The organism is Bacillus sp. SB49 (assembly GCF_000469135.2).
Classification (GTDB): domain Bacteria; phylum Bacillota; class Bacilli; order Bacillales; family Halobacillaceae; genus Halobacillus.
The window spans coordinates 15,313-37,218 of the sequence record NZ_CP048117.1; the positions used below are offsets into that span (position 1 = coordinate 15,313).

At 49.7% G+C, this 21,906-nt stretch carries 25 protein-coding genes; 5 read left to right on the forward strand and 20 right to left on the reverse strand.

The genetic code is table 11. The features are described 5' to 3' along the window. Nucleotides 1–133 precede the first annotated feature (133 nt). The 4 genes from ychF to M662_RS00090 form a co-directional block, all read right to left on the reverse strand. Nucleotides 134–1,231, reverse strand: a complete 1,098-nt coding sequence (gene ychF / locus M662_RS00075) for a redox-regulated ATPase YchF (protein ID WP_008636585.1) — start codon at nucleotides 1,229–1,231, stop codon at nucleotides 134–136. Nucleotides 1,232–1,476: 245 nt separating this feature from the next. Continuing rightward, complete coding sequence (locus M662_RS00080) at nucleotides 1,477–1,632, reverse strand: DUF951 domain-containing protein (RefSeq protein ID WP_442858840.1); 156 nt, start codon at nucleotides 1,630–1,632, stop codon at nucleotides 1,477–1,479. A 54-nt stretch (nucleotides 1,633–1,686) separates the two neighbouring features. Continuing rightward, nucleotides 1,687–2,592, reverse strand: coding sequence for a mechanosensitive ion channel family protein (locus M662_RS00085; protein ID WP_008636581.1), 906 nt, complete (start codon nucleotides 2,590–2,592; stop codon nucleotides 1,687–1,689). A gap of 49 nt (nucleotides 2,593–2,641) precedes the next feature. Next, complete coding sequence (locus M662_RS00090; RefSeq protein WP_008636578.1) at nucleotides 2,642–3,661, reverse strand: YkvI family membrane protein; 1,020 nt, start codon at nucleotides 3,659–3,661, stop codon at nucleotides 2,642–2,644. 89 nt (nucleotides 3,662–3,750) lie between these two features. Between M662_RS00090 and yyaC the strand changes: the two genes are divergently transcribed. Then, nucleotides 3,751–4,377 (forward strand): spore protease YyaC, encoded by a 627-nt coding sequence (gene yyaC / locus M662_RS00095; RefSeq protein WP_008636576.1) that lies wholly within the window; start codon nucleotides 3,751–3,753, stop codon nucleotides 4,375–4,377. 151 nt (nucleotides 4,378–4,528) lie between these two features. Here yyaC and M662_RS00100 read toward each other — a convergent pair whose 3' ends face one another. The 8 genes from M662_RS00100 to M662_RS00135 form a co-directional block, all read right to left on the reverse strand. Next, nucleotides 4,529–5,233 carry a DUF554 domain-containing protein gene (locus M662_RS00100; protein ID WP_026577639.1) on the reverse strand — a complete coding sequence of 235 codons (705 nt, stop codon included), beginning with the start codon at nucleotides 5,231–5,233 and terminating at the stop codon, nucleotides 4,529–4,531. A 66-nt stretch (nucleotides 5,234–5,299) separates the two neighbouring features. Then, complete coding sequence (locus M662_RS00105) at nucleotides 5,300–6,148, reverse strand: ParB/RepB/Spo0J family partition protein (protein WP_026577638.1); 849 nt, start codon at nucleotides 6,146–6,148, stop codon at nucleotides 5,300–5,302. Next, nucleotides 6,129–6,902, reverse strand: a complete 774-nt coding sequence (locus tag M662_RS00110; protein ID WP_026577637.1) for a ParA family protein — start codon at nucleotides 6,900–6,902, stop codon at nucleotides 6,129–6,131. Before M662_RS00110 ends, M662_RS00105 begins: the two co-directional genes overlap by 20 nt. 114 nt (nucleotides 6,903–7,016) lie before the next feature. Continuing rightward, nucleotides 7,017–7,880: a nucleoid occlusion protein gene (gene noc, locus M662_RS00115; protein WP_026577636.1), complete on the reverse strand. Its 864-nt coding sequence runs from the start codon at nucleotides 7,878–7,880 to the stop codon at nucleotides 7,017–7,019. Between the two features lie 375 nt (nucleotides 7,881–8,255). After that, on the reverse strand, nucleotides 8,256–8,864 hold the full coding sequence (locus M662_RS00120) for a response regulator transcription factor (RefSeq protein WP_026577635.1): 609 nt from the start codon (nucleotides 8,862–8,864) through the stop codon (nucleotides 8,256–8,258). 12 nt (nucleotides 8,865–8,876) lie between these two features. Then, nucleotides 8,877–9,962, reverse strand: a complete 1,086-nt coding sequence (locus tag M662_RS00125) for a sensor histidine kinase (protein ID WP_236096528.1) — start codon at nucleotides 9,960–9,962, stop codon at nucleotides 8,877–8,879. A gap of 5 nt (nucleotides 9,963–9,967) precedes the next feature. Continuing rightward, entirely contained in the window at nucleotides 9,968–10,708 is a 741-nt protein-coding gene (locus tag M662_RS00130; RefSeq protein ID WP_026577633.1) for an ABC transporter permease, read from the reverse strand. Beyond that, on the reverse strand, nucleotides 10,692–11,561 hold the full coding sequence (locus M662_RS00135; RefSeq protein ID WP_026577632.1) for an ABC transporter ATP-binding protein: 870 nt from the start codon (nucleotides 11,559–11,561) through the stop codon (nucleotides 10,692–10,694). The genes M662_RS00130 and M662_RS00135 overlap by 17 nt, the downstream gene beginning before the upstream one ends. A gap of 197 nt (nucleotides 11,562–11,758) precedes the next feature. On the opposite strand from M662_RS00135, the gene M662_RS00140 reads away from it, so the two are divergent. The 4 genes from M662_RS00140 to nei all read left to right on the forward strand — a co-directional run bounded on the left by M662_RS00140 (nucleotide 11,759) and on the right by nei (nucleotide 14,852). After that, nucleotides 11,759–12,013 (forward strand): transcriptional regulator SplA domain-containing protein, encoded by a 255-nt coding sequence (locus tag M662_RS00140; protein WP_008638933.1) that lies wholly within the window; start codon nucleotides 11,759–11,761, stop codon nucleotides 12,011–12,013. Beyond that, complete coding sequence (gene splB, locus M662_RS00145) at nucleotides 12,007–13,035, forward strand: spore photoproduct lyase (RefSeq protein WP_008638935.1); 1,029 nt, start codon at nucleotides 12,007–12,009, stop codon at nucleotides 13,033–13,035. The genes M662_RS00140 and splB overlap by 7 nt, the downstream gene beginning before the upstream one ends. Before the next feature lie 109 nt (nucleotides 13,036–13,144). After that, nucleotides 13,145–14,014: an SDR family oxidoreductase gene (locus M662_RS00150; protein WP_026577631.1), complete on the forward strand. Its 870-nt coding sequence runs from the start codon at nucleotides 13,145–13,147 to the stop codon at nucleotides 14,012–14,014. 16 nt (nucleotides 14,015–14,030) lie between these two features. Continuing rightward, the gene (gene nei, locus M662_RS00155; RefSeq protein ID WP_026577630.1) at nucleotides 14,031–14,852 is read left to right on the forward strand and encodes an endonuclease VIII; all 822 of its coding nucleotides are present in this window, start codon (nucleotides 14,031–14,033) and stop codon (nucleotides 14,850–14,852) included. A 61-nt stretch (nucleotides 14,853–14,913) separates the two neighbouring features. On the opposite strand, the gene M662_RS00160 is transcribed toward nei, so the two are convergent. The 8 genes from M662_RS00160 to rpmH form a co-directional block, all read right to left on the reverse strand. Further along, nucleotides 14,914–15,405, reverse strand: coding sequence for a metallophosphoesterase family protein (locus M662_RS00160; RefSeq protein WP_026577629.1), 492 nt, complete (start codon nucleotides 15,403–15,405; stop codon nucleotides 14,914–14,916). Nucleotides 15,406–15,461: 56 nt separating this feature from the next. Then, nucleotides 15,462–16,178 (reverse strand): 16S rRNA (guanine(527)-N(7))-methyltransferase RsmG, encoded by a 717-nt coding sequence (rsmG, locus tag M662_RS00165; RefSeq protein WP_026577628.1) that lies wholly within the window; start codon nucleotides 16,176–16,178, stop codon nucleotides 15,462–15,464. A 17-nt stretch (nucleotides 16,179–16,195) separates the two neighbouring features. Next, complete coding sequence (mnmG, locus tag M662_RS00170) at nucleotides 16,196–18,085, reverse strand: tRNA uridine-5-carboxymethylaminomethyl(34) synthesis enzyme MnmG (RefSeq protein ID WP_008638946.1); 1,890 nt, start codon at nucleotides 18,083–18,085, stop codon at nucleotides 16,196–16,198. 56 nt (nucleotides 18,086–18,141) lie between these two features. Continuing rightward, nucleotides 18,142–19,518 carry a tRNA uridine-5-carboxymethylaminomethyl(34) synthesis GTPase MnmE gene (mnmE, locus tag M662_RS00175; RefSeq protein ID WP_026577627.1) on the reverse strand — a complete coding sequence of 459 codons (1,377 nt, stop codon included), beginning with the start codon at nucleotides 19,516–19,518 and terminating at the stop codon, nucleotides 18,142–18,144. Nucleotides 19,519–19,770: 252 nt separating this feature from the next. After that, entirely contained in the window at nucleotides 19,771–20,385 is a 615-nt protein-coding gene (gene jag, locus M662_RS00180) for an RNA-binding cell elongation regulator Jag/EloR (protein ID WP_008636183.1), read from the reverse strand. Continuing rightward, nucleotides 20,382–21,143 (reverse strand): YidC family membrane integrase SpoIIIJ, encoded by a 762-nt coding sequence (gene spoIIIJ / locus M662_RS00185; protein ID WP_008636181.1) that lies wholly within the window; start codon nucleotides 21,141–21,143, stop codon nucleotides 20,382–20,384. Before spoIIIJ ends, jag begins: the two co-directional genes overlap by 4 nt. 112 nt (nucleotides 21,144–21,255) lie before the next feature. Beyond that, nucleotides 21,256–21,609 (reverse strand): ribonuclease P protein component, encoded by a 354-nt coding sequence (gene rnpA / locus M662_RS00190; RefSeq protein WP_008636180.1) that lies wholly within the window; start codon nucleotides 21,607–21,609, stop codon nucleotides 21,256–21,258. A gap of 138 nt (nucleotides 21,610–21,747) precedes the next feature. Continuing rightward, nucleotides 21,748–21,882, reverse strand: a complete 135-nt coding sequence (rpmH, locus tag M662_RS00195; protein ID WP_081594803.1) for a 50S ribosomal protein L34 — start codon at nucleotides 21,880–21,882, stop codon at nucleotides 21,748–21,750. Between the last annotated feature and the right edge of the window lie 24 nt (nucleotides 21,883–21,906).

Sequence of the window (21,906 nt, forward strand, 5' to 3'; positions counted from 1 at the left end):
CGTTTTCACCTCCTTATGGACTTGACGGCTCCTTCTCTATCGAAGGGGCAAGGAGTAATCAATAATTACTCACAATATAGTATTGTAACAAACTTGTCCCTCATTTACAAGCCTTCGGCGAAAGCTCGTGCGCTTACACGTTGAAACGGAAATGGATGACATCCCCGTCACGGACGATATACTCTTTTCCTTCCAGACGAACGCGTCCACGGTCGCGTGCTGCTCCCATCGAACCCGCTTCCATCAGGTCATCATAAGACACCGTCTCGGCACGGATGAACCCTCGCTCAAAGTCCGTGTGGATGATTCCTGCTGCTTGAGGGGCTGTCATGCCTTCTTTGAACGTCCAGGCACGGACTTCCTGCTCCCCGGCTGTGAAGTACGTTGCAAGACCCAGAAGGTTGTAAGTCGCCTTGATCAGCTGATCGAGACCGGACTCTGCAATTCCGAGATCCTCCAGAAATTCTTCTTTTTCGTCGCCGTCCAGTTCGGCGATCTCTGATTCGATTTTCGCACAAACAACGATGACTTCCGCGTTTTCTTTCGCTGCGAACTCGCGGATTTGTTTGACCTTATCGTTGTCGCCTTCCCCGATTTCCTCTTCGCTTACATTCGCGACATAAAGGATCGGTTTCGCCGTCAACAAGTGCAGACCTTTGACGATCTTCTGCTGGTCTGTGCCGAATTCGACGGCACGGGCCGGCGTTTCGTCTTCCAATGCTTCTCTCAACGTCTCCAATACCGCCTGCTCCGCTACGGCATCCTTGTCCTTCTGACGGGCAAGTTTCGCTACGCGGTCCAGACGCTTCGTGACGGTTTCAAGATCGGCAAGGATAAGCTCCAGGTTGATCGTTTCGATATCGGTGATCGGATCGACCTGGCCGGATACGTGGGTGATGTTCTCATCTTCGAAAGCGCGGACGACGTGACAAATGGCATCCACCTGACGAATGTGGGAAAGGAATTGGTTTCCAAGTCCTTCCCCTTTACTTGCGCCTTTGACAATACCGGCGATATCCGTGAATTCAAACGCTGTCGGAACGGTCTTCTTCGGATTTACAAGCTCTGTCAGCTTGTCCAGCCGCTCATCCGGAACTTCTACGATCCCGACGTTCGGGTCGATGGTAGCGAACGGATAGTTGGCGGACAATGCTCCCGCTTGTGTTATTGCGTTAAATAACGTAGATTTCCCTACGTTCGGCAAACCTACGATTCCTGCTGTTAGTGCCATATAAGACTTTCACTCCTTAAGGATTTACATACATGCATGTTAGTCATTTCAATTATAGATTTTGTACTTGAAAATAACAACCGGTGCTATTCCGTAATCAGGCGTTATTCTCTCTTCATTCTTACCATATTCGTGAAAGGAAAATCAGCAGTCGGGAACAATTCATATCAGAAAATGAAAGTTCATCATCCACTACCGGTCCCGAACCGAGAAGAAACCCTCCTGATACAAAGGAGGGTTTCACGTCATTCTGCTGTTTCCAAAACTTTCTTCAGCTTCGTTTCAAACTTGCGGCGCGGGACGAGCACACTGTGGCCGCAGCCTTCACATTTGATCCGGATATCCGCACCCATCCGGATGATCTTCCAGCGGTTTTCTCCGCATGGATGGGGCTTCTTCATTTGAACGACGTCATTCAGTTCATAATTTTTCTCCGCCAAGGGAACTTCCTCCTCTTATTCTTCTTCCTTACGTTCTTCGTTCTCGTCACGAGAGTACATGACCATGCGGGGGAACGGAATCTCGATTCCTCTTTCGTCGAGGCGTGCCTTTATTTCTTTACGCATCGCACGGGCAATTACCCAGTGCTCCATAGGGTTCACTTCACTGATGATACGCATAACGACGTCGGACGCTCCGAAGTTCTGGACACCGAGAAGCTGCGGCACTCCGATCATGGAATCATAGCGCTCCGGCATTTCTTCCAACAGCTCGAGAATCACTTTCTCCGCTCTGTCAATGTCTTGTTCATAAGCGATACCGACATCGACGACAGCAATACTGTTGTGAATCGAGTAGTTCGTCACCTGTGTCACATTTCCGTTCGGAAGAATATGTACTTCACCCGTCCAGGCTTTCACTTTACAAGTACGAAGACCCACTTCTTCTACAAAGCCTTCCACTCCGGACGTCTGGATATAATCCCCGACAGAGAACTGATCTTCGAAAATGATGAAGAAGCCGGAAATGATATCCCGGACAAGGTTCTGTGCGCCAAAACCGATGGCGAGACCGGCGACCCCGGCACCGGCAAGCAATGCCCCCACGTTCAGCGAGAACGTATCCAGAATCATGACGAAAGCGATGAAGTACACCACATACGACAACGTGTTCAAAATCAATTTGTTCAGCGTCGCTTCCCGGCGCTGGGTAATTTGGAAAGGCCCTCTCCGTTGATTGGTAAAGAACCTCGTCACTACTTTTCTTCCTATACGAATGACCAAAAAAGCGACAAGCAGAATAAGAACGATCTGTAACGCTCCGAGTGCAATCGTCATCCATAAATCCGGTCCGGTTACATACTCAACAACCTCATCCCATTTCGTTTTCGCATCTTCTACAACTGTTGCGGGATTGCTCACCCTGTCCCCTCCTGTACGACATGAATATGACATTCATTTTAACAGGTTTTCACCGAATTTTGAATCGGGAAAGAATCGGGTATAAGAGAAGAGAGGCAAGCACATATAAATTCAGAATGCCATATAGAGGGTACAAATATTCAATCAACGTGGAGAAGCCGAACGATGTGAATGGGAGCATTACCGCAATCACTCCCATCGCCAGAATCCAAAGCGGCTGCCGGACGTATTCACGAAATCGTGTGACGAGCCCGAGTGTTCCGGAAGCGGCTGTCGTAAAGATGGCGATCCACAGCATCAGGGACATGAAGAGCATCATAGCATACGGATAATGTTTCAAAATCGCAAATAGAGGTATCTCATACAAAATGATGTCCTCCGCAATTTGGATGAGGCTGTTGTTATAGAGATAGGATACAACACCCAGAATGACACCGCTCCCGACGCTTGCCACCCATATTTCCCCTCTGCGCTTCACTTGATTGCCGATCGCCCCGAGCACGGCGATGAGCGGCAGGATATTCAGCGCGGTGAATGGAAATGCCGCCATCCAATTACTGTTCTCCATCACATGACCGAACAGAGACAGATGCTGGTCGCTGATGAACAGAATCAGAACGAACAACAACCCCGCAATCAAAAGGGGAAGCACGAAGCTGTTGACGAGTACGATCCCTTTGACATCCCACACGAACAAGAGAATGAGTGGAAGGATGATAATGAGCACCCCGAACTTGTAAGGGAAATGGAATGCCTGCCACGTCGCACCCGATCCTGCCAGCATGATGACAGTCGTCGTGAACAGATAGATGATGATCATCCAATCGTACACCCCGGTCAAATGCTTTCCGACGATGGCCCGGAGAACCGGCAGATAATGGCCGGACTGCTTCTTGAAGCTGATATCCATGATCGCCACACAACAGAAGATGAACATGAGAGCGAACAACAGGATGGCCAGGCTGCTGTCTTGTCCAAAAAATTGCCAGAGCTCCCTCCCGGAAGCATACCCGGCACCGATCATCGTTCCTACTATCAAGAACATCCACTTGATACCTGCTTTTATCATGACGGTTCCTCCACCTCTATGTATTTGTCACGTATAGAACGACGGACAACCTTATATACTGTTACTACTATGTGTCTGGAGGAGAAGCTATGAATTTCAAGGACAAGTTTTCCAAAGAAGAGAAACGTGTCAGCACCGACGATCCGGCCATGAGCGATACGTTAGCCACCTACCTGAACGATTGGCTTCCGTCCTCTCAGGAAATCGTCATCGCCTGTATCGGAACCGACCGCTCCACAGGAGATGCCTTCGGTCCGCTCGTCGGCTCGATGCTGAATGATCAGAATCTGGAAACCTTCCATATTTACGGTACGCTCGAAGAACCGCTCCATGCCCTCAACTTAAAAGAGCGGCTGACGTGGATCAGCAAGACCCACCATCACCCCTATATCCTGGCCGTCGATGCCTGCCTTGGTAAATCAGCGTCTGTCGGATCTGTCGTTCTCGGCAAAGGTTCCCTGACACCCGGTTCGGCCTTAAAGAAGGATCTGCCTCCGGTCGGCCATATGCATATCAGCGGCATGGTCAATGTCAGTGGATTCATGGAGCACGTCGTCCTGCAGAATACACGGCTGCACATTGTCATGCAGATGGCAGCAAAAGTAGCGGCAGCCCTTCAGCTGACGGACGCAAAGCGCAGACAGAACCAATTAGAAACATCACCCTATCACCCGTTCACAACGAACATCAACCCGATGAAAAAGGAAATCCGCTGAACATAAAAAAAAGCCCCAACCAATGTGGTTGGGGCTTTTCATTTTTGTCTTGCTTGAACCTATTGGTGGAAGGACCATTCCAGTATAGGGGGGACGTTTATATCTAGGCGAAAACGCTCGATTCCGATAAAAGTTGATTTGAACATATGTATTAGAACCAGTGAACGACCGCGAGAATCAGGCCGACGGTGCCTAGAGAAGGGAGCAGGTTCGCTACCCGTATTTTCGTCAGCTTCAGCATATTCAAAGCGATTGCCACGATTAACAAACCGCCGGTTGCCGTCATCTCGACGATGAAAGTATCCAATACCTCCTGAGGGACAAACCGTTGAATTTGTGTCGCCAAAAGAGCAATCGATCCTTCGTAAAGGACGACAGGAAAAAGGGAAAACAAGACCCCTATTCCGAGTGTCGACGTCAGGACGAGAGAAATAAACCCGTCGAGAATCGCTTTCGTAATCAATATTTCATGGTCATTACGCAGGCCGCTGTCCAGAGCCCCGACGACGGCCATCGCTCCGATGACGAAAATAAGCGAAGCCGACACGAACCCTTGGGCGATGCTCACCGTTTGTTCCGGATTTGCGAATTTCCGTTCGATCCAGCGTCCGATATATTCAAGCCTTGATTCCAGCTGCAGGCCTTCCCCGATCAGTGCCCCGCTCAGAATACTCAATAGGACGATGACGATATCATCCGACTCCAGCGCCATTTGAATCCCGATGAGCAGCACCGCCAGTCCGACTCCCGACATGACCGTTTCTTTAAAACGTTCCGGAATCCTAGTAAAGACCAATCCCAGCAAGGTTCCGACAAGAATACATAAACCATTGATCAAAGTACCAAGTAAAACCATGACATTCTCTCCAATGTTGTTTTTTCACAAAAAAAGAAGAGGCCGGGTGACCTCCTTTTCCTGCCTTCACTCTTTTTCTTTATCAAAATATGCTAAAATCCGCTCTAAATCGTCTTCATTCATGAATTCGATCTCAATCTTCCCTTTACGCTTACCTTTATGGATCTTCACCCCGGTACCGAGACGTTCCTTCAAGGAGGTCTCCTGCTCCCTCAGGAAAATATCCTGTGCTTCCTGCTTCGGCTTTTGTTTCCTGCCGTTCCGGTTTATTTCCTGAATGATCTGCTCTACCTGACGGACATTCAACGATTCCCGTTCGATTCTATCAACGAGCTTTAACTGGACATCTTTGTCTTTCAACCCCAGCAGAGCCCGTCCGTGCCCCATGGACAACGTTCCGTCATTAATCTTCGCCGTCACCTGTCGGGGAAGTGCGAGCAGACGAATCAGATTCGCTATATGAGATCTGCTTTTCCCAAGACGATTCGCAAGCATCTCCTGTGTGACATCGAGTTCTCTGATCAATTGCTCGTAGGATTTCGCTTCCTCGATCGGCGTCAAATCTTCCCGCTGCAGGTTTTCCAAGAGGGCAAGTTCCATCATCTGCTCATCCGTCAACGGCTGGATGATCGCAGGGATCGTCTCCAGTTCGGCAAGTTTCGCTGCACGATACCGCCGTTCTCCGACCACGATCTCGTAGCCTTTAATACTCTGCCTCACGACAAGAGGCTGAAGAATTCCGTGTTCTTCAATGGATTGTTTCAACCCGCTTAAGCTTTCATCATCGAAATACTTCCTGGGCTGATAAGGGTTGGGACGGCAATCTTTAATCGCAATCGTTTCTAGTTGTTTGTCATCGATGTTCTCTGTGTTGGTAATTAAAGCGTCAAGACCTTTACCTAACCCTCTCTCCATTTATGATCACTTCCTTCGCTAATTCTAGATAGACTTCTGCTCCCTTGGCTTTGGCATCATAGAGGATCACCGGACGTCCGTGGCTCGGAGCTTCACTCAGCCGGACATTGCGCGGGATGATAGACCGATAGACTTTCTCCCGAAAATATTTCTTCACTTCTTCAATCACTTCTATACCCAGGTTGGTACGGGCATCCAACATCGTCAAAAGGACCCCCTCGATCATAAGCCGCTTATTCAGATGCTTCTGGACGAGGCGGATCGTGTTGAGCAATTGACTCAGCCCTTCCAACGCATAATATTCGCACTGCACCGGAATAAGGACAGAATCGGAGGCCGTCAAAGCATTCAACGTCAGCAGCCCTAAAGAAGGGGGGCAGTCGATGATGACATAATCATACTCATCTTTTACGCGGTCGATCGCTTTTTTCAGTCTTACTTCCCGGGAAATAATCGGGACCAACTCAATCTCTGCACCCGCAAGCTGAATCGTGGCGGGGATGATATCAAGACGTGGAGCAAGCGTGGATGTCCTGACACGTGCAGGATCCAGATCGTCGACAAGTATATTGTAAATACAGTGGTCGAGGTCGCCTTTTTCTACACCGACACCGCTTGTAGCGTTGCCTTGAGGATCGATATCGACAAGCAGAACCTTATAGTCAAGATGCGCCAGCCCTGCACTGACATTGACCGCCGTCGTCGTTTTCCCGACGCCGCCCTTCTGGTTAGCGATGGAAATCACTCTACCCATGGTGTCACCTGCCTCTTTCGCTTTTCTTTCATCTTACCATTTATTAGCAGACATAGGCAGAAGGACTTAAAAAAATCCCATCTTCACTAAGCGTCAAGATGGGTCCCCGTACGATCATGGTTTCTTTTTCGGTATTTTAATTGTGATCTGATAATAGTCATCATGATCTTCTTCGTCCGTTTCGAGATCGATGCCGGTATCTGTCACCATCGTCAAAGACTGTCGAATCGTATTCATCGCGATCCGCATATCCTTGTTGACACCTTTCATCCTCGGTTTCTTCTTCTTCGGTTTCGGATCCATCCATTTGGCGATCCGTTCTTCCGTCTGTTTCACGTTCAACTGTTTCTCAATGATTTCGGCAAGCATCTTTTCCTGAAGTTCCGGATCTTTCAATCCGATCAGGGCGCGCGCATGCCGTTCCGTAATCTGCTTATCCATGACAGCCTGCTGTACGACTTCCGGAAGCTTCAACAACCGCATCTTATTCGCAATCGTCGACTGACTCTTACCTAATCGTTGAGCCAGCGCTTCCTGTGTCAGTTCCTGCAGTTCAATCAGACGTGCGTACGCTACCGCTTCTTCAATGACCGTTAACTCTTCCCGCTGCAGGTTTTCGATAAGGGCCACCGATGCCGTCTGGGAATCATTCATCTCACGGATGATCGCAGGAACCTCTTCCCAGCCGAGCGACTGGACGGCCCGCCATCTGCGTTCACCGGCGATCAGTTCATAATCTTCTTCGTTTAACCGACGAAGAACGATCGGCTGAATCATCCCATGCGTATGTATCGTCTGGGCGAGTTCGCTAATCTTCTCGTTGTTAAATATCGCTCGAGGTTGGTAACGGTTCGGCTGTACACGTTCGACCGGAACCTGCACAACTTCATCGGGACTGTAGCCTTCTTCTTCATTGCTGCCTTTATCCGAATCCGGTTTGTCCCCTAGCCCGAATAAACGACCAAAAGGATGTAACACGATCAGACACCACCTTTATACGATCGAGCATACGCATTTCATCATAGATTGCTGTATTTTGAAATATAAAAAGCGCCGCAGGCTTGTTGGCTGCTGCGCGTACGTATGCCGTTTTTCATTTCTTTCCTACATTTTATCATATTTGCTTCCGTAAAAGTATCGAGAAGGTGGAAGAATTGTGTGACTCCTTTGTCGAATTCTCCCATCGATCACTACGGAAAGGGTTATTTTTCGCGGTTTCCACGCATCCCATCGTTGGCTGATGATGGCAAAAACCGTCGATATATTTTCTTTAACCCTATGAATTTAACATCCGGAACGTAATCTTGGAATGCCTCCGGGCGAAAATGCGCAAAACGCCCTACATGTGCTTCTTTAGTCCAGCCATCCTTTTCGTCTTGCGATGAAGGCTGCTTCCGTCCTGTTCTGCGCATCCAGCTTGCTCATGATTTCCGATAAATAATTCCGGACGGTGCCGCTTGATAAATACAAAGATTCGCTGATCTGCTTCGTGCTGCAGCCTTTCTCCACACAACGGAGAATCTCCTCTTCCCGGTCGTTGAGAGGCGACGCTTCCGTCGTAAACATCTGATGGATCAACTCCGGACTGATGACCTGCTTTCCGTTCATCACCTGCCGGATGTAATCGGCCAGTTCCTCACTCGGGGTATCCTTTAATAAATAACCATCGACCTTTTCTTTCCAGGCATCTTCCAAGTACCCCCGTTTGGAAAACGTCGTCAGAATTAGGATCTTCGTCTCCAGACCATTAGCTTTCGCCTCTTTCAGGACTTCGACTCCCGTCATCAGCGGCATTTCGATGTCGAGCAGGGCGATATCCGGCCGCTTCGTCTCCATCAATCGGAGCGCCTCTCTGCCATCGGCAGCCTCTCCGATCACTTCGAAATCGGCTTCCATACTAAGCAGCGTCCGCAGCGCACTGCGGAGCATCGTCTGATCCTCTGCGATAATGATCGAAAGCATACGCATTCCTCCTTATTTTTGAACTTTCGGCACATGAACGACCAACACGGTCCCGCGCTGTTTGGCGGATTCTATATTCATACGGCCGCTGATCATATGCAGCCGCTCCTCCATCCCAAGCAACCCGTTTCCCGGCTCACCCTTAAACCCGATTCCGTCATCGCTGATCGTCATCCGCACTTCTTCCGGTAAATCTTCCACGCGGATCGTACATCTGCTCGCGAAGCTGTGACGGATCACGTTGGTGATACTTTCCCGGAGACTGTAGGCGAGGATATTCTCATAGAGCGGATTCAAACCATGGACAGGAACAGGAGCATCAACGACCGCTTCCATTTCCATTTCCCGCAAAAGCTTTTCTGCGTGGATCAGCTCTTCCCGGAACGACAGCTGCTTCAAATCAGAAACGATCTCCCTGATCTGGTTCAGAACAGTACGTGAAATCGTGTGGATTTCCTTGATTTCTCTCTCTGCCTGTTCGATTTTATCAGGCAGAGAGCGCCTGGCAATGTCGCTTTTCAATGTAATCATCGACAGCGTCTGGCCGACCGTATCGTGCAGATCGCGCCCGATTCGTTCCCGTTCCTGCTGCTTGACGAGCTCTTCGATGCGTCGATTCGCTTTCGAGAGCTGCTCTTTCATATTCCACGATTTGACCTCGTTCCGGATCCCGACCGGAATGGCCGCCACAAGAATCATAGCAGCTACAATAGTGGAGAAATCGATGACTCGCGACGAATACAGAGTCAGCATATATAATTCAAAGAATAAAAGCGGAGCAAGCATATACACGACAATGATCTTCCAGCGCTTATGGATGAAATAAAGCGAATAAGTCGTATAAATCGATAAATAAATGAATGTCTCATGAAAGAAGAAGAGCAGCACAGCAAGAAGTGCCGTCATACCGAGAGCATCAAGGAAAGCCCGGGAAGGATGCCAGTACATATCCCGGAACATAAGGAAGAAGACAAGCAAAAGAAGAAGGCCGAAGCCTCCTTCCCAGCCACCCGTCGCTATCAATGCAATAAGCGGAACAAGCATATAAATCAGCCAGAACAACGGGGCACGCCCGTATTTCTCCGGAAACAATCTCATGACATTCATCCTTCCTGAAAACGGCGGTACGTCCACAAGGATCCCGTGAGGAAAAAGAGGAAGTAGCCGGCCAGCACAATAATTGTCAAAGCGGATATCGATTCTCCTGCAAGGATCGACCATGCCCCGTCCGCATACAGGTGCCCCGGCGTCCACGCACCGACCTCCCGGACGAAGACCGGAAGCTGGCGGAGCGGCATCCACAGGCCACCGATGATCGCGAGTCCAAGTGTAATCAAGTTAGCGAACCCGGCCGCCGTCTCCGCTGTTTTGAAGACAGACACCCACGTTCCAAGTGCCAGGAACGGAAGGATCGCAAGCCACACCCATGCAACGATTTTAACCCACGTATAGAAACCCAAATCGATATCCTTCCAGTTCGCAACGATGATAAACATAAACAGAATGACGGCCAGATTCAATACCATCAAAGCAGAGAGTCTTCCAAGAAAATACTGCCAATGCTTCATCGGAAGCGACTTCACCCATGACATCCACGGCTGTCTCCGGTCATGAAGCAGCTGAATCCCCATTGTCGTCACCGAGGCACTCATCATGCTGAAGCAGGTCATCGAGACGAGAAAGTACGCTTTCCACTCCGCTCCGTCGATCATCACTGTATCATCGACCGTCTGTGTGTATATCGCATAGAATACAAGCGGCATCAACATCGAGAATATAATGAAATACGGATTTCTTCCCATACGTAAAAGCTCAATCTTCATAACGTTATACCATGTTTTCATTGTGAATTCCTTCCTTTCCGAGCAATTCTTCATAAAAATGTTCGACTGTATGCTTCTCTACCGTCAAATTCCGGAAGGGCACCGCCTCCCGGACGAGCCATGTAATCCATTCGTCCGATCGGTCCGTCTTGAGCTCCCACCGTAATGTCAGGCCGTTTCTCTGAAATCCGGCGCCTTCCAATAAGTCTCGCGGCGTTGATCCGCTTAAGTCGAACCGGATCCAGGAGTGCGTCTGTTCGATATCAGATACGGTTTGGTCGGATTTGAGCCGGCCCTTTTCCATAAACAGCACCCGATCTCCAAGTAAGGATGCTTCCTGCAGCAAATGTGTCGTCATCAGAATCGTCATTCCCTGCTGTTTCAACTGTCGGATCTGTTCATACACATGCTTTCTTGCCGATACGTCCATCCCCGCTGTCGGTTCATCCATGATCAAGAGCTTCGGACGACCGACAAAAGCAAGAGCGAAGATCAGCTTCCGCTTCTGGCCGATACTGAGATGGTCTGTCTTCACCTTCGCTTGCTCCGTCAAACCGGACAATTGGAGCACCTCTTCATACGACAGCGGATCCGGATACATCTTCCTTGTGAACTGGATGAGTTCTTTTATCGTGACACGATCCATCAGCGAAGCATCCTGCAGGACATAACCGACCTGCCGGGTTCCATAGCTCCAGTCGATCTTTCCACTATCTGCACGGATATTGCCCATGATCCATTGGAGCAGCGTCGTTTTCCCCGCCCCGTTCGCACCGAGAAGCAGGACACATTCCCCCTCCGAAAGTTCCATGGATACGTCATCCAGCGCCGTCGTTTTTCCATATTTCTTCGTTACATTCGATAGCTTCAACATCCCGCCTCTTCCTTTCCAGGTCTTTCGTTACATCTATCGTATCAGGATGCGGAGGAAATAATTAGAAAGCATTGTCATGATGACAGATGACAATTGTCATCTTTTATTCGTTTCACATGAAACAAGCATCCTCTCTTGTAATAATTGGCGGGTTTTGTGGAAAAATGAGCACAACAACTAAGAGAGCAGGTGATTGGATGGATGGGAGCAGTTATAAAGCAGGCGATGTCGTCTATGTCGTTTACCGCAATCCGCATACGTATGATGTAGCGAATGTACAGGAGGCGGCCGTGGTGAACGACCCGGAAAACCCGGGTTCCCTGGCATTATTTTTGTATGAAACGTATTTTCCACTGGATGAGAGCATAGCCGTCTATGCATCCGAAGGGGAAGCGGAGCGGGCCTACTATGATGCGTTCGGCGGTGTGGAATCGGAGGGAGATCTGTGGTAAAACCATTCGTACCGGAACTGGTCTATATAGAGCCGCGGGCGCTCGATTACCCCTTAGGCCGGGAATTAAAAGAGAAATTCGAAAACATGGGCATCGAAATTCGTCAAACGACGTCGCATAATCAGGTCAGGAACCTCCCCGGAGAGAACGATTTCCAAAAATACCGGATGGCGAAATCGACACTCGTCGTCGGTGTAAGGAAAACGCTCAAATTCGATACGTCTAAACCATCGGCTGAATACGCGATCCCGCTTGCGACCGGGTGCATGGGGCACTGCCATTACTGCTACCTGCAGACGACGATGGGGAGCAAACCATATATTCGGACCTATGTGAATGTGGAGGAGGTCTTTGATGCTGCCGAGCAGTATATGAAGGAACGAATGCCGGAGGAAACCCGTTTCGAAGCGTCCTGTACGTCGGATATCGTCGGCATCGATCACTTGACCCATTCCCTCAAACGGGCAATTGAATATTTCGGGGAATCCGACCACGGAAGGCTGCGGTTCGTGACGAAGTTCGCTCATGTCGATCATCTGCTGGACGCGAAGCATAACGGCAGGACACGCTTCCGCTTCAGCATGAACGCGGACTATGTCATCAAGTACTTAGAGCCCGGCACTTCCCGCCTGGACGAGCGGATCGAGGCAGCTGCCAAAGTAGCGAAGGCCGGCTATCCTCTCGGGTTCATCATCGCACCGATTTATCTGTACGACGATTGGAAGGAAGGGTACCGGGTGCTGTTTGAGAAGCTACACGACAAACTCCCGGACTACGCTACGAAAGATTTGACGTTCGAACTGATCCAGCACCGCTTTACGAAGCCTGCCAAGCGCGTCATTGAGAAAAATTATCCGATGACAAAGCTTGAGATGGATGAGGAGAAGAGAAAGTACAAATGGGGTCGATACGGAATTGGGAAATACGTGTACCAGACCGACGAACAGGAAGATATGAAGAAGACGCTCGGCGGGTATATTAATCAGTACTTCCCGGAAGCAAGTCTCGAATACTTTACTTGATCAGGGCGCCTTGTGCGCCTTTTTGTCTGCCTGAAAAACATCGTCCGTGTTTTATTTTTCCAAAAAGGTGGAATGAGCATACAAAACATTCCACAGAGGAGGATGAAGCATGACACGATATAATCGACAGACAGATGGACAGCCGGCACAGGAACAAGGAAGCCAGCCCGGAATGGAGAGTGAAATGCAGCCATTGCCGCTCCAAGCGGATACAGATTACCAAAGCGGAAATAAACTACAAGGAAAAGTCGCCCTGATCACCGGCGGGGACAGCGGAATTGGAAGGTCTGTCGCTATTGGATACGCGAAGGAGGGGGCAGACGTTGCCATTTCGTATCTGGAGGAGCACGAGGATGCCGAGCACACGAAGCAGCTCGTCGAAGCAGAAGGTCGCCGGGCGATTCTGATCGCAGGCGATGTCGGTGATGAAGATGTTTGTAAGCAGGCGGTTCAGCGAACAGTGGATGAGCTGGGACAGCTGGATATTCTCGTCAACAACGCTGCGGAACAGCATCCGAAGGACGATTTGTTGGATATTACTACAGAACAACTGGAAAGCACGTTCCGCACGAATATCTTTTCTATGTTCCATTTGACGAAAGAAGCGATTCCACATTTGAAACAAGGAAGTGCGATCATCAACACCGCTTCCATTAATCCATATACAGGCAACCCGCAGCTTGTCGATTATACAGCGACGAAAGGGGCCGTTGTCGCCTTCACCCGTTCCATGGCCCAACAGCTCGTCGACAAAGGAATCCGCGTGAACGGAGTCGCTCCGGGACCGATCTGGACACCGCTCATCCCAGCGACTTTCCCGAAAGAAGACGTCGAAGAATTCGGTACCAGTACGCCGATGGGCCGCCCGGGGCAGCCGGTCGAACACGTCGGAAGCTACGTCCTGCTTGCTTCTGATGATTCCACCTACATCACAGGTCAGTTCATCCATATCAACGGAGGAATGTACACATCAAGCTGAGAGAGGAATAGAAACCATGCCAGAAGGACCGGAAATCCGCCGTGCCGCCGACCAAGTCGAAAAGGCACTGATGGATCGAGAAGTGATCGATGTCTCCTTTGCTTTTGAACAGCTGAAGCCGTACGAAGAGGTTCTAAGAGGGGCCGGCGTACAGAGAGTCGATACAAAAGGAAAAGCGATGCTCATCCGCTTCGACAACGGCTATACGATCTACTCGCACAACCAGCTGTACGGGAAGTGGATGATCCGTAACGCCTACAACTACCCGAAAACGAACCGGCAGCTCCGGCTCGCCATCCATAATGAGAAGAAGTCCGCATTGTTATACAGCGCATCGGACATTGAAGTGCTGCGCGATGAAGAAGTACCGGCGCATCCATTCATCGCTAAAGTCGGCCCCGACATCTTAAGTGAGACCGTAACCCCCGATGAATTAGCCGCTCGCTTTGAAGAGAAACGGTTTCGGAACAGACGGTGGACGTCCCTCCTTTTGGATCAGGCGTTCATCGCGGGAATCGGCAATTACCTCCGCAGTGAAATCCTGTTTGCTGCCGGTATTTCTCCGGAAACACGGCCTGTCGACAGTACCGAAGAACAAAAAAGGAAAGCAGCCGAAGCGACCATTGATTTGATGTGGCAGTCCTACCGCCATAAGGGAATCACAAACGACCTCGACCTGGCAGAGCGCTTAAAAAAAGAAGGTGTGAAGCGGAAGGATTATCGTCACTGGGTGTTCAACCGCGAAGGCCGTCCATGCCGCATCGACGGCACCCCCATTGTTAAATTCCGCGCCGGCTCCAGGCGCTGCTATTACTGCCCGACCTGTCAAAAGGAATGAGTTCAGAGTCCGTATGACGGCAAAAGGCCAGGCCGCACTGTTACGTGCGGCCTGGCCTTTTTTAAGAATAAAAGATATGCTCTGCATGAATGCCGCCCTCCAACAGCGTCAGTATTCCGAAAGAATAGAATGGAAGGCTGCGTTTATCCGTCGCCGAGCCCGGATTAAACAGCAGCGTCTTCTTATGGTAACGAAGATACGGAATATGGGAGTGGCCGAAGAGAACGACATCGACCTCCCCCTCTTCAAACGACTCCAAAGCCCGGCGTTCTGTCGTCTTCTTCTCCCCATGTCCATGAACGAGACCGAAACACACACCCCCGAGTGTCACTACCTGCTTTTCCGGAAGCAATTCTCTGATCTCCCCGCCGTCCACGTTTCCATAAACGCCGTACAGCGCGGATTTTTCCTTCAATGTTTCATAGACATCCAGCGATTGAAAATCTCCGAGATGGAAGACGGCATCGGCAGAAGGAAGCTCCTTCATTAACCGCTCCGGCAGCTCTTTCGCTTTCTTCGGCATATGTGTATCTGCTGTGACCACAATCTTCATGCTTCTCCTCCTCTACCAAAAAAGCCCCTCTATCCGGAGACAGAGGGGGCTTCTCATCATTGAATCGGTGTTTTGTTCGGTGTTCCTGCTTTACGCGGATACTTCTTCGGAGTCTTCCGGCGTTTTTCAATAATGGCAATGTTCCGTTCGCTTCCTTCTTGTGGAAGCTCAAACGTGTGCACATCGATGACTTCACCACCGACAGTTTGAATGGCAATGTTTGCATCTTCCATCTCATCCATCAGGTTCGGCCCCTTCATAGCAAGGAAACGACCGCCTTTGGCCGCGAGCGGGATACACAGTTCACTGAGTACGGACATGCGTGCAACAGCCCTTGCCATGACCAGGTCATAGCTTTCACGGAAGTTGGCGTTTTTCCCGAAATTCTCGGCTCTGTCATGATAAAAAGCGACATCGTCAAGCTCCAATTCATGAGCTAAGTGATTCAGGAAAGTGATCCGTTTCTTCAAGGAATCCACAATGGTCACTTTCAAATGCGGAAAAGCGATTTTCAGCGGCAGGCTCGGGAATCCGGCACCCGCTCCGACATCACAGATGCGAAGCGGCTTGCTGAAATCGTAATAGAATGCAGCGGTCAGCGAGTCATAGAAGTGTTTCAAATAAACGCCTTCCTGATCGGTGATGGCTGTTAGGTTCATCTTCTCGTTCCATTCGACAAGAATTTCGAAGTAACGCTGGAACTGGTGCTGCTGTTTCTCGTCAAGATCGATCCCTTTTTCTTTCAATGCTTGTATAAAGGTTGCGGTATCCATACGTCCATCCCTTCGATTTATTCTCCTGAAACGCGTGCAATCTGACCCTGCTCAATATAGACAAGCAGAATCGATACGTCCGCAGGGTTGACCCCGGACACACGGGAAGCCTGCCCTACAGAAAGCGGACGAACCGTTTTCAGGCGGTCTTTCGCCTCGGTAGCCAGTCCGTTGATCGCATCGTAATCGATGTTTTCAGGAATTTTCTTGTTATCCATCTTCTTCATCCGTTCGATCTGTTCCAGCGCCTTCTTAATATAGCCGCTGTATTTGACCTGGATCTCGACCTGTTCTTTGACCGCTTCCGGAAGCCTCACATCACTCGGTGTCACACGCTCCAGATGGCTGTAGCTCATTTCCGGACGCTTCAGAAGATCGGTCGCACGAATAGCATCCTTCAGTTTGGATCCGCCCGCCTCTTCTATGACAGCCTGGACTTCCTCCGTCTCTTTCAGGATGACTTTATCCAAACGCTTCTGTTCTTCCTCGATCAACCGTTTCTTCTCAAGGAAACGCTTGTAGCGGTCCTCCGTGATGAGTCCCAGCTGATAGCCGATTTCCGTCAGGCGGAGATCCGCATTATCATGGCGCAGCATCAGACGGAATTCCGCACGGGAAGTAAGCAGACGGTATGGTTCGCCTGTTCCTTTCGTGACAAGGTCGTCGATCATAACACCGATATAGCCTTGAGAACGATCGAGTACAAGTGTTTCGAGATCAAGCGCCTTGGCCGCGGCATTGATGCCCGCCATCAACCCTTGTCCGGCTGCTTCTTCATACCCGGAAGTTCCGTTCAGCTGACCAGCTGTGAACAACCCGGAGATCTGTTTCGTCTCCAACGTCGGCCATAATTGGGTCGGAACGACGGAATCATACTCGATGGCATAACCGGCCCGCATGATTTCAGCATTCTCAAGTCCGGGAACGGTACGCATCATTTCATGCTGGACGGATTCCGGCATCGATGTCGACATTCCCTGTACATAAACTTCTTCCGTCTCACGGCCTTCCGGTTCAAGGAAGATCTGGTGGCGCGGCTTGTCATTGAAACGAACGATTTTGTCCTCGATGGACGGACAATAGCGCGGTCCTGTCCCCTTGATCGCACCGGAATACATCGCAGACAGTCCGAGGTTATCATTGATGACTTTGTGTGTTTCTTCGTTCGTATACGTCAACCAGCACGGAATCTGATCCGTGATGAATTCCGTCGTTTCATAGGAAAAGGAGCGCGGCTCTTCTTCGCCTGGCTGGATTTCCGTCTTGGAATAGTCGATCGTCTTGCTGTTGACCCGCATCGGCGTTCCCGTCTTGAAACGGACCATGTCGATTCCGAGTTCTTCGAGCTGCTCGGAAAGCGATACAGTAGAGCGCTGGTTGTTCGGGCCGCTTTCATAGGAAAGGTCGCCGATGATGACGCGTCCGCGCATGAACGTTCCCGTCGTGATGACAACCGTCGGCGCGTAATACGCCGCATTGGTTTCCGTAACGACACCTTTCACTTCGTCGTCTTCCACGAGGATCTTTTCGACCATCGCCTGCTTCAAAGTCAGATTATCCTGCGTTTCAAGGACGCGCTTCATTTCTTTAATATATAGAGGTTTGTCCGCCTGAGCGCGCAGTGCACGGACAGCCGGTCCTTTTCGTGTGTTCAACAAACGCATCTGAATATGCGTTTTATCGATGACTTTCCCCATCGCTCCGCCGAGGGCGTCGATTTCTCTGACGACGATCCCTTTGGCAGGTCCGCCGATGGAAGGGTTACATGGCATGAAAGCGACCAGATCAAGGTTCAAAGAAAGCATGAGGGTTTTCGCACCACGGCGTGCCGCAGCAAGCCCCGCTTCCACTCCTGCATGACCGGCGCCGACTACGATTACATCATAATGCCCTGCATCAAATGTCATTTGGGTGTCTCTCCTTTTTTGTTCTACATCTATTCAAAAAACTTCCTACTCAACAATTACTTCCCTAAACAGAACTGAGAGAACAACTGGTCGATCAAACTGTCATGGACGGTATCTCCGACGATCTCTCCGAGGATCTCCCATGTTCTCGTTACATCAATCTGTACAACATCAAGCGGCACACCCATTTCCATGCCGTCCCGGGCATCTTCCAGGGCCTGCTTCGCCTGTTTCAAAAGCTGTACGTGACGAACGTTCGACACATAGGTCATATCTCCGGCATCAAGCTCCCCCTCGAAGAAGGTATCTGCGATCGCTTTCTCCAGCTGATCGATTCCTTCTTCACGGATCAGTGCTGTCGTAATAACCGGATGCTCTCCAGCCAATTCCTTGACCCGCTCCAGATCCAACCGATTCTCTAAGTCCATCTTATTGACGATGACGATGACGTTCATATCCTGAATGGCTTTCAGAAGCTCTTCATCTTCTTGATTGAATTCATCCCCATAGTTTAACACAAACAGAATGAGGTCGGCTTCCTGCAATACTTGTCGGGATCGTTCGACTCCAATCCGCTCGACAATGTCTTCCGTTTCCCGGATTCCCGCCGTATCGACGAGCCGGAGTGGTACACCGCGGACGTTGACATACTCCTCGATCACGTCCCGTGTCGTTCCGGGGATCTCCGTGACGATGGCTTTGTTTTCATGCACAAGTGCGTTCATCAAGGAAGACTTCCCGACGTTCGGGCGCCCGATGATCGCCGTACCGAGACCTTCGCGAAGGATTTTCCCCTGGCGTGCTGTTTCCAAAAGACTCGTCACTTCCGCATGGACTTCCTTCGTCTTCTCTTTCATCATTTCATGGGACATCTCTTCCACGTCGTCATATTCTGGATAATCGATGTTCACTTCGACATGGGCAAGCGTTTCTAAAAGCTTCTGCCGCAGATCCTGAATCAGCTTCGACAGACGGCCGTCCATCTGCTTTAATGCGACGTTCATCGCCCGGTCCGTCTTCGCACGGATCAGGTCCATCACTGCTTCCGCCTGGGATAAATCAATTCGACCGTTCAAAAACGCCCGTTTCGTAAACTCTCCCGGCTCCGCAAGTCTCGCACCACTTGCCAAAATGATTTCAAGCAGACGATTTACAGAGACAAGGCCGCCGTGACAATTTATCTCAACGACATCTTCTCTTGTGAATGTTTTCGGCGCGCGCATGACAGATACCATAACCTCTTCCGCCACGTCGCCCGTTTCCGGATCGATGATTTTCCCGTAATGCATCGTGTGGGATGCCGCTTCGTTCAAATCTTTCCCTCTGAATAATTTCGCTGCAATCGATACAGCTTCTGGCCCGCTCAACCGGACGATGGCAATCGCACCTTCCCCCATAGGGGTCGATATCGCCGTTATCGTATCCGTTTCCACACGCCTTCACCTCCTGAAAATAAATCGTTCATCTATAGTTATCCACAATCGTTATTTTTCGTTACCACTAACATCTTACCTTACCACACACCCACGCGTTTTGAAAAGATATCAACACGTCGCAGCTGTTTTTGGTTATCCACATGTGTATAAACGGTTTCTATCATATTTCCCTCATTCAGAGACAGGAATACAAGCAGCAGAAACAAAAAAATACCTCTGCCGAGGGCAGAAGTATTCTTAGCTTTCGAATCATGAAGGCCGAATAACGACATGTCTCCGCGGATCGTTTCCGGCAGAGTCCGTTATCACTCGCTTATGGTTCTGCAGTGCTGCATGGATGATTTTCCGCTCGTAGGAAGGCATCGGCTCCAGTTTGACTTCCTGGTTTGTCCGAACCGCCTTATCCGCAAGGCGCTGGGCCAATTGGTGAAGCGTCTCTTTCCTCCGCTCCCGATACCCTTCGGCATCGAGCATGACCGTATAGAAGATGTCCGATTCACGATTGACGACCAGCTGGGCCAGATATTGAAGGGAATTCAATGTCTGACCGCGCTTGCCGATGAGCATAGCGATCTTGTCCCCATGCAGTTCCATATAAATATCCCGTTGACGAATGTCTGTACGGATTTGAACAGGAGCTCCCATTTGTTCTGCTACGTCATAGATGAATGTCTCTGCATCCTGCACTGGATTTTTCTTAATCGATACTTTCACAATCGCTGGTTTGGAACCGAAACCGAGAAATCCTTTCTTACCTTCATCAATAACTTCAAGATCTACTTGATCCTTTGATGTCCGTAATTGCTCTAGTGCTGATTGGACCGCTTCATCAACTGTCGAACCTGTAGCAGTTACTTGTTTCACTCGCCTGCTCCTCCCGTCGCATCTTTCATCATCGGTTTACGGATGAAAATGGTTTGCAGAATCATCACGACGTTACCTACGATCCAGTACAACGCTAACGCGGATGGGAAGAAGAACGCGAATGTACCGATCATAAGCGGCATGATGTACAACATCATTTGCATTTGTGGGTTTTGGGCTGCGGCGCCGCCTGCCATCATCAATTTCTGCTGCAAGAATGTAGTCGCAGCTGTGAGAATAGCCAGGAACGGATCCGGGGAACCAAGCTCCAACCAAAGGAATGTGTGTGTCTGAATTTCCGCAGTCCGCATGATCGCATGATAGAACCCGATCAAGATCGGCATCTGTACAACGATCGGCAGACAGCCTGCCAAAGGATTGACGCCGTGCTTTTGGAAAAGCTGCATCGTTTCCTGCTGCAGTTTTTGTTGGGTCTGCTGGTCTTTAGAAGAATATTTCCCTCTTAATTCTTTCAATTCCGGCTGAATGTCCTGCATCGCCTTCGAACTTCTCAATTGCTTGATGTTCAAAGGAAGGAGGATCAACCGAATGATTACGGTGACGATGATGATCGCCAAACCGAAACTTCCGCTGGTCGCATCTGCGAAGAACGTGATGGTCTGTGACAAAGGCCAAACTACATATTCATTCCAAAATCCTGTACTATCCGCAGTGATATCCTGATTCACCTGGGTACACCCGGATAGGAACGTAAGCACTCCAGCCATTGCTAGAAGCGCTATCATTTTATTCCGCAACGTTTCGTTCCTCCTTATGAATCTCTTACAAGGTTCTATTAGAAAATTATGAAAACGTAAAACATACGGCCAACATTAGTTTAGCATTAGTACGCCTCATAATTCTATATTCTTACCGTTGAATTTTTTTATTAAGCAGCTTCGACCGGGAAAGGACGTGTGTCAAACTCCGCTTCATTTCGTGGAAATCCATTTGACTCGTCGGTTTGCGGGCGATCACTACCAAGTCATATTGAGGATGTATATGTTCTTCCAGTTCAAGGAACGCTTGTCTCAAATATCGTTTGATTTGATTACGCATGACTGCCGGGCCGATCTTCTTGCTGACAGATAAACCGATCCGGAAATGGGATTGGTCGGCCTTCTTTTTGTAGTAAAGGACCAGCTGTCGGTTTGCGAAGGATTGCCCACCTTGAAAAACCTGCTGAAACTCTTCATTTTTCTTAATCCGATAAGCTTTCTTCATCGAACACCCTCCAGAACTAGACAAAAAGGCAGCGCCGGGATGACGCCTCCTCTGCAATTAAAAGAGAAGAGGGACGAGAGATCCGCCCCTCTTCTGACCCTTATACTGAAAAAAAGACCACTGATTGTTTTCAGTGGCCTATGCTGATAAAACTTTTCTTCCTTTACGACGACGGCGTGCAAGAACTTTACGTCCATTTGCAGTGCTCATGCGTGAACGGAAGCCGTGTACTTTTTTACGCTTACGATTATTTGGTTGAAATGTGCGTTTCATTATATATACACCTCCTGGGAAATA